Annotated in this window: 6 protein-coding genes; 1 reads left to right on the top strand and 5 read right to left on the bottom strand. The window is 75.5% G+C overall.

The window, feature by feature from the left end:
* The 3 genes from ABD990_RS08440 to ABD990_RS08430 all read right to left on the bottom strand — a co-directional run.
* Positions 1 to 931: BCCT family transporter (locus ABD990_RS08440; RefSeq protein WP_345379530.1), on the bottom strand; the 931-nt coding region annotated here is incomplete at its 3' end.
* A 213-nt stretch (positions 932 to 1,144) separates the two neighbouring features.
* Positions 1,145 to 2,470 carry a serine hydrolase domain-containing protein gene (locus tag ABD990_RS08435; protein WP_345379528.1) on the bottom strand — a complete coding sequence of 442 codons (1,326 nt, stop codon included), beginning with the start codon at positions 2,468 to 2,470 and terminating at the stop codon, positions 1,145 to 1,147.
* Between the two features lie 74 nt (positions 2,471 to 2,544).
* Positions 2,545 to 3,048 (bottom strand): Lrp/AsnC family transcriptional regulator, encoded by a 504-nt coding sequence (locus ABD990_RS08430; protein ID WP_345379527.1) that lies wholly within the window; start codon positions 3,046 to 3,048, stop codon positions 2,545 to 2,547.
* Positions 3,049 to 3,174: 126 nt separating this feature from the next.
* On the opposite strand from ABD990_RS08430, the gene ABD990_RS08425 reads away from it, so the two are divergent.
* Positions 3,175 to 5,499 (top strand): transketolase-like TK C-terminal-containing protein, encoded by a 2,325-nt coding sequence (locus ABD990_RS08425; protein WP_345379525.1) that lies wholly within the window; start codon positions 3,175 to 3,177, stop codon positions 5,497 to 5,499.
* 43 nt (positions 5,500 to 5,542) lie between these two features.
* Here ABD990_RS08425 and ABD990_RS08420 read toward each other — a convergent pair whose 3' ends face one another.
* Both ABD990_RS08420 and ABD990_RS08415 read right to left on the bottom strand, forming a co-directional pair.
* On the bottom strand, positions 5,543 to 6,370 hold the full coding sequence (locus ABD990_RS08420; RefSeq protein WP_345379523.1) for a PP2C family protein-serine/threonine phosphatase: 828 nt from the start codon (positions 6,368 to 6,370) through the stop codon (positions 5,543 to 5,545).
* Positions 6,371 to 6,548: 178 nt separating this feature from the next.
* Positions 6,549 to 7,487, bottom strand: coding sequence for a proteasome assembly chaperone family protein (locus tag ABD990_RS08415; RefSeq protein WP_345379521.1), 939 nt, complete (start codon positions 7,485 to 7,487; stop codon positions 6,549 to 6,551).
* Positions 7,488 to 7,677: the final 190 nt, after the last annotated feature.

Genomic DNA, 7,677 nt, shown 5'->3' with positions numbered 1-7,677 from the left:
CGAAGAACGCCAGGATGGCGGCGAGCACCATGTTGATGTTGCTGAGGTACTGGATGCCCTTGGCCACGCCGCTGACCGCGGAGGCGATGAACGCGATGGTCAGCACCACGATGATGCCGACGAGCAGCCCGCTGCCCGGGTTGTTCATCCAGCCGGTCGCCTCGAGGCCGCCGCCGATCTGCAGGGCGCCGAGGCCGAGCGAGGCCGCGGATCCGAACAGGGTCGCGAAGATCGCGAAGATGTCGATGGCCTTGCCGAGCGGACCCTCGGTGCGGCGGGTGCCCAGCAGGGGAGCGAACGCGGCCGAGATCAGCTGGCTGCGGCCCTTGCGGAAGGTGCCGTAGGCGATCGCGAGCCCGACGACGGCGTAGATCGACCACGGGTGCAGGGTCCAGTGGAACAGCGCGGTCGACATCGCGGCGTCGAGCGCCTGCGGGCTGCCGGGCGCGGCGCCGCTGCCGGGCGGCGGCGAGGTGAAGAAGGACAGCGGCTCGGCCGCGCCCCAGAACATCAGGCCGATGCCCATGCCCGCGGAGAACATCATCGCGACCCACGAGGACGTCCGGAACTCCGGGCCCTCGTCGTCCCGGCCCAGCGGGATCTTGCCGTAGCGGCTCGCGGCGAGCCAGATCGCGAAGACCACGAAGCCGGAGGCGGCGAGGATGAAGAACCAGCCGCCGCCGCTCATGACGGCGCCGAGCACCGCGCTCGCGACGCCCGACAGGCTCTCCGTGCCCGCGATGCCCCAGACGATGAAGGCGACGACCAGGGCCGCCGAGACGCCGAAGACGACCTTGTCGGTCGGCTTCCGCTGTTCGGCGGCGCCGCCGCCCTCGGGCACCGTCGAGGTGTCGGCGGTGGATCTGGGTGTGCTGTCCTCCGGGCCCTGGCCTGAGGCCGGGCCGCCGGTGGTGGGTTCCTTGACTGTCATCCGTGGCGTCCCGCCGGGGCGGGCTCCCCCCTCACCTGAGTCGGTCCGGTCCATGTGCGTCCGTCACCATCGATCCCAGGACGGGCGGAGTCAACCGCTCCGTCACTTGTCGTTCCGCGTGGCGCTGTCCGTTGCGCGACGCGCTCACCAGCGTGAACGCCGCGTCGACCAGCGACGACGGACGCCGACGCGACCCGGATCGTTACCCGAACGTCATGGCGTAAACCACCCGCGCCCGTCCACGCCGCCCGAAACCGGGGCGTCCGGGTCGTAGGGGGTCCGGGTGAGGACGAAGGTCGCCAGGTTCAGCGCGACCGGGTCGAGCCGCAGCGTCTCGCCCGCGAAGTACCCGTCGAGGCCCACCCACGTGCCGTCCTGCCGGGGCCGGAACCGGGAGGACCGGCCGGGCCGGCCGAGGCCGCCCAGGTGCAGCAGCCCGCCCGGCACCGCCCGCAGCACGTACGGGGAGGGGCCCCAGTACCAGGGCCCGAGCAGGTCGGCGGGCACCGGCGAGGGCGCGGGGGCCCAGGCCTCGACGACGGTCGGCTCGGCGGCCCGGAGGTCGGCCAGCAGCCGGGCGGGGAGGGCGCCGTCCAGCCCGGAGGTGACGTTGGCGAGGGCGAGCGCGGCGGTGCCCTCCTCGCGGTCGGCCCACAGCCCGGCGAGGAAGCCGGGCATCGAGCCGCCGTGCCCGACGAGCGTGCGGTCCTCGTGCTTCTGCACCTGCACGCCCAGCCCGTACGACGACCAGTTCGGCCCCGAGAAGTCGACGCCCGCCGGGATCGTCATCTCCTCGACGGTCGCCGGGCAGAGCACCTCGCCGGTGTCGCCGAGCAGGAACGCGCCGAGCCGGGCGAGGTCCGCGGCGGTGGCCCACAGCTGCCCGGCCGCGGCCATCACGCCCGCGTGGTGCTCGGGCTCGGCCAGCACCTCGTCCGACCACGGGTGCACGGCGTAGCCCCGGGCGGCGCGGCCCTCCGGGCGCGGGGTGGTGCGGCCCATCCCGAGCGGGAGCAGCACCTCGTCCCGGGCCACCTCGTCCCACGCCCGCCCGCGCACGCGCGCGACCAGCTCGCCGAGCAGCCCGAAGCCGAGGTTGGAGTAGTGGAACCGGCGTCCGCCGGGCAGGACCCGGTGCTCCCCGGCCAGCCCGAGGTCGTCGAGGGTGCCGCCGGGCGTGCGCTCCCACCAGGGCCCCGGGCTCTCCGAGGTCGCGCCGGCGGTGTGCGAGAGCAGCTGGGTGAGGGTGCGGTCGCCGAGCGGGGTGCCGGGCACGTGCTTCTCGAGGGGATCGTCGAGGTCGAGCAGGCCCTCGTCGCGCAGCCGCAGCACCGTGATCGCACAGACGGTCTTGGAGATCGAGCCGAGCCGGTACTGGACGTCCGTGTGCGGCTCGTCCACCGTGCCGCGCCCGGTGGACCAGGCCAGGGCACCGTCGCGGACCACGCCGGCGACGAGGGAGGGGCAGCGCCCGTCCCGCTGCGCGCGGGCGACGCGGGCGAGCAGGGTGCGTTCGGTCGACGGCAGCAGGGAGCTCATGGACGGACGCTAGCGAACGGGGCGGTCGGCACCGCACGAGCGGCGCTCCCGCCCAGGGCTGCCGCGGCGCTCCCTCACCGGGTCCCGGTGGCGACGCGCTCCACCAGCGCGGTGACCCGGTGGTCGACCAGCCGCCGCATGACGAGCGCCGTGGTGGTCCGCTCCACGCCGTCGATCGCGAGCAGCAGGCCGGCGATGCGGTAGAGGTCGTCGGCGTCCCGCGCGACGGCCTGCACGAGCAGGTCGCCCTCGCCCGTCATGCCGAGGACCTCGACGACCTCCGGCACCGCGGCCAGCGCGTCGGCGACCGGGTCGAGCTTGCGCTGCACCACCGTGACGGTCACGTACGCGGTCAGCGGGTAGCCGAGCGCCGCGGGGTCGATCCGCCGCTCGACACTGCCCAGCACCCCGCTCTCCTCGAGCCGGGTGAGCCGGGCCTGCACGGTGTTGCGGGACAGTCCCGCGTGCTCGGCGAGCGCCAGGGCCGTGCCGCGCGGGTTCTCGGCGAGGGCGAGCAGCAGGCGGGCGTCGATGGCGTCGATCGGGGCCGGTCTCCCGGCTCGCCCAGCCCTGTGCATCCTGCCCGCCTCCTCCGCGCGCCGAACCGCGACGGCGTGCAGGATGCACGCTTTTCCGGCTCCGACTTGTGCAGCGAGCGTATCGGTGGTGCGCTCGTCGGGCAGCATGCACGAGAGGAGCCCCCGATGACCGCCGTCTCCGACTCCCGGCCCGCCGGCACCGACCGGCTCGCGGTACTGGGGGAGATCGAGCAGCGGGTGCGCTGGCTCTCCACCGCGATCATCGACCACGCCAACCGGGTCCGGCCCAACCCGACGGGGCTCAAGGTGGGCGGGCACCAGGCGTCGTCGGCGTCGATGACCACGCTGATGACCGCGCTGTGGTTCGAGCACCTGCGCTCCGGGGACCGGGTCTCGGTCAAGCCGCACGCCTCGCCGGTGCTGCACGCGATCAACTACCTGCTGGGCGAGCTCGACGAGTCGTACCTGACCACGCTGCGGGCCTTCGGCGGGCTGCAGAGCTACCCGTCGCGGTCGAAGGACCCGGACCCGGTCGACTACTCGACGGGCTCGGTCGGCATCGGCGCCACCGCGCCGATCTGGGGTGCGCTGGCCCGCCGCTACATCACCACGCTGGGCGAGCAGGCCGGCGCCGGGCGGCAGTACTCGCTGGTCGGCGACGCCGAGCTGGACGAGGGCGCGGTGTGGGAGGCGATCCTCGACCCGATGGTCGCCGAGCTGGGCGAGGTCGTGTGGATCGTCGACCTGAACCGGCAGAGCCTGGACCGGGTGGTGCCGAACATCGGCGCGCCGCGGCTGCAGGGCATGTTCGCCGCGGCCGGCTGGCAGGTGCTCACGGTCAAGTACGGCCGGCTCCTGCACGAGCTGTTCACCCGGTCCGGGGGCGAGGCACTGCGGCGGCGGATCGACGAGATGTCCAACCCCGAGTACCAGCGGTTGCTGCGCTGCACCCCGGCCCAGCTGCGCGAGCGGCTGCCGGACTCGCCGGAGCTGGAGCAGCTCGTCGGCACCCTCGACGACGCCACCCTGCACGCCGCGATCCGCAACCTCGGCGGGCACGACCTGCAGGCCGTGGGGGACGCGTTCGCGCAGATCGACGACGACCGCCCGACCGTCGTGTTCGCCTACACGGTCAAGGGCTTCGGGCTGGCCAGCGAGGGGCACCCGCAGAACCACTCGTCGCTGCTGTCGGCCGGGCAGCTCGGCGAGCTGGCGGAGCGCTCGGGCATGTCGCTCGACGCCCCCTGGCAGCGCTTCGGCCCGGACAGCCCGGCCGGCCGGCTGTGCGCGGAGACCGCCGAGCGGCTGCGGCGCGAGCCGGTCGAGGGGGTGGACGTCCCGGCCCTGCCCACCGACATCGGCCGGACGCCGTCCGGCCGCGCGACCACGCAGGCCGCGCTGGGCCGCGCGCTGCTCGACCTGACCCGGGAGGCGCCCGAGGTGGCCCGGCGGGTGGTCACGCTGTGCCCGGACGTCAGCTCGTCGACCAACCTCGGCGGCTGGGTGAACAAGGTCGGGGTGTGGTCGCCCGCCGAGCGCAAGGACTGGTTCGACGACGACCCGGAGACGATCCTGCACTGGCGGGAGCGGCCGACGGGCCAGCACATCGAGCTGGGCATCGCCGAGGGCAACCTGGTCGGGGCGCTGGGCGAGCTCGGCGCGACCTGGAGCCGGTGGGGCCGGCCGCTGCTGCCCATCGGGGTGCTCTACGACCCGTTCGTCGAGCGCGCCCTCGAGCCGTGGTCCTTCGGGATCTACGCGGGCGGGCAGTCGATCCTGGTCGGCACGCCGTCCGGGGTGTCGCTCGCGCCCGAGGGCGGGGCGCACCAGTCGATCACCACCCCGTCGGTGGGGCTGGAGCAGCCGGGCTGCATCACCTACGAGCCGGCCTTCGCGATCGATGTCGAGTGGACCCTGCTGGCGTCGCTGGCCCGGCTCGGCCGCCCGGACGGGACCAGCGCCTACCTGCGCCTGTCGACCCGGCCGGTGGACCAGTCGCTGGCCGCGGTGCCGGCGGACCCGGCGGCCCGCGAGCGGCGGCGCCGGCAGGTCGTGGCCGGGGCGTACCCGATCCGGCGCGCCGACGGCGAGCCCGCGCTGACGATCGCGGCGATGGGCGCGATGGTGCCCGAGGCGCTGGTCGCGGCCGAGCGGCTGGAGTCGCTGGGCACGGCCGTCGACGTCGTCGTGGTGACCAGCCCGGGGCTGCTGTTCGACGCGGTGCAGGCGCGGGCCGGGCGCGGCGCCCGGTTCGGCACCGCGGACACCTGGATCCTCGACGCCGCCTTCCCGGCGCGGCGCGCGACGCCGCTGGTGACCCTGCTCGACGGGCACCCGCACACGCTGGCCTTCCTCGCCGGGATCAACCAGGTGCGCGCCACGCACCTGGGCGTGACGCGGTTCGGGCAGTCCGGCGACCTCGAGAGCGTGTACCGCTACCACGGCATCGACGCGGACAGCGTGGTCGCCGCGGCGCTCGACCTGCTGTAGGCCGGGTCGGGCCCGGCCGGGTCAGGGCGGGGTCAGGAGGGGGTCAGGACGCCGCCCACTCCGCGGGGAGCGGGACAACGATCGCGGACGCGTTGTCCGTGGTGCCCGCGGTGAGGGCGGCGTCGACCAGGTCCCGCGCGGCCCGGGCGGGTTCACCGGCCCGGCGGACGAGGAAGGCGATCGTCTCGTCGTCGAGGGCGCGGTGCACGCCGTCGCTGAGCAGCACCAGCGTGCCCGGTCCGACCGGCCCGCGGGCGTGGCCGACGACCGCGGGGTCGGCGCTGCCGACCGTCGTCATGACGATGTGCTCCCAGGCCGGGACGACGTCCTTGCCGCGGTCGCGGAGCCACTGCGCGACGGTGTGGTCGTGGGTGAGCCGCGTGACGCCGCGCTCGGTGACGACCAGGGCGCGGCAGTCGCCGACCCAGGACACCGTCCAGCCGCCGCCGGGCAGGCCGGCCGCGACGACCATGACCGCGTCGTCCGCGCCGGGCTCGAGGCGGACCGCGTCCCGCGCGGCGAGCAGCGCCTCCCGCGACCCGGCGCCCGGGGCCACGGCGGTGGCCACGTCGGCCGCGATCCCGACGGCCATCGCGATCACGGCCGGGTCGACGACGCCGTCCGCGACCGCGAGCGCGAGGTCCGCGCCCGTGCCCTGCACCGCGACCGCGTCCGCGGCGACGCGGCGCTTGCCGCGCACCGAGGCGGAGGCGGCGGTCCCGCGCCGACGCCCGGCCGGCGCCCGCCGCAGCGGCTGGGTGTCCGAGAGCGCCGGTCCCGGAGCGGCGTCCGGCGACGTGCGGGGCGCGGGAGGCTCGTCGGGGCGGGGCAGGCGGTCCGTCGGCCGCCCGGGGATCGTCGCCGGGGTCATGCGGGCACCTCCCGAGGTAGGGGGCGCGGGGCGGGCCGTGAGGGGGGATTCCGGCCGACGCCACCGCGCCGCACCACCGAGAGTCCGCCCCGATCCTGTGGCCCGCCTGTGCGTGGGCTGAGGCCCACGCGTGACTGCGACCGCCGCGTACCAGCACGTGCCCGCGGAGCGGCCGAACTCAGCGGCCGGGTTCGCCGCCCTCGCCGAACCCGCCGTCCTTGTCGTCGCCCTGGTCGGCGAGGAAGCGCTCGACCTCGGCGGCCAGCTCGTCGGCGCTGGGCAGGTCCCCGCCGAGCCCGCCGGCCCCGCGCTCGCGGCCGGCCGCGACGGCGTCGTACTGCTTCTCCAGCGCCTCGACGACCTCGGCGACCTCGGTCGACCCCGCCACCTGCTCGGCGATCTCCGCGTCCGTCCGCTCCGCGGCCTTCGTCAGCTCCTCGGTGGACAGGTAGAGCCCGGTCGCGACGGCGGTGTGGTCCAGCAGCGTGCGCGCGGCCTGCGGGTACTCGGCGCGGGCCAGGTAGTGCGGCACGTGGACCGCGAAGCCCATCGCGTCGATCCCGGCCTCGCCGAGCCGGTACTCCAGCAGCGCCGCGGCGCTGCCGGGGACCTGGGCCTCGGCGAACCAGGGCTCGTGTCCCTCGACGAGCTCCTTGCGCGACGCGTGCGCGGTGACCCCGATCGGGCGGGTGTGTGGCACGGCCATCGGGATGCCCTGCAGGGTCACGACGAGCCGGATGTTCAGCCGGCGCACGAGCTGCTCCAGCGCGGCCACGAACCGCTCCCACTGGGTGTCCGGCTCGGGGCCGGCGAGCAGCAGGAACTCGGCGTCGGCGGCGTCGGTGAGGGCGACGACCTCGAGCTCCGGGGGCTCGTAGGCCACCCACCGGTCGGTGTCGAAGGTCAGCGGCGGGCGGCGCGAGCGGTAGTCGACGAGCTGGTCGACGTCGAAGGAGGCGAGCGTGCGCGGCTCCCTGCCCTCGCGCAGCGCCTCGACCGCGAGCCGCCCCGCACCGCCGGCGTCGACGAACCCGTCGAGCACCACCAGCAGCACCGACCCGTCGGGGTTGGCGGTCACGCCCTCCTCGACCCGGTACAGCTCCGCGGGATCCAGCACCTGTCGTACCTCCTCGTCGGCGGCCCTCGTGGGCTCCATCCTCGCGTGCAACGCCCGGCCGCCTGCACAGCATCCCCCCATTCGCGGCCGTGTGGGCGATCGTCCCGGTTCCGAGGACGGCCGTCGGACCGCGGGCCGGGAGATGTGATCCCGCCCGGACGGGCGTGACGTCGTCGGCGCGACCGGGCGT

Origin of the sequence: Pseudonocardia yuanmonensis (genome assembly GCF_039542425.1) — a bacterium.
GTDB classification, from domain to species: Bacteria; Actinomycetota; Actinomycetes; order Mycobacteriales; family Pseudonocardiaceae; genus Pseudonocardia; species Pseudonocardia yuanmonensis.
Note: the sequence above shows the minus strand (reverse complement) of the source record. Positions and strands in the feature narration are given on the sequence as shown.

Bases quoted from the DNA above. Each gene is read 5' to 3' on its own strand.
- ABD990_RS08435 (WP_345379528.1), bottom strand. From the start codon at position 2,470: ATGAGCTCCCTGCTGCCGTCGACCGAACGCACCCTGCTCGCCCGCGTC.
- ABD990_RS08430 (WP_345379527.1), bottom strand. From the start codon at position 3,048: ATGCACAGGGCTGGGCGAGCCGGGAGACCGGCCCCGATCGACGCCATC.
- ABD990_RS08425 (WP_345379525.1), top strand. From the start codon at position 3,175: ATGACCGCCGTCTCCGACTCCCGGCCCGCCGGCACCGACCGGCTCGCG.
- ABD990_RS08420 (WP_345379523.1), bottom strand. From the start codon at position 6,370: ATGACCCCGGCGACGATCCCCGGGCGGCCGACGGACCGCCTGCCCCGC.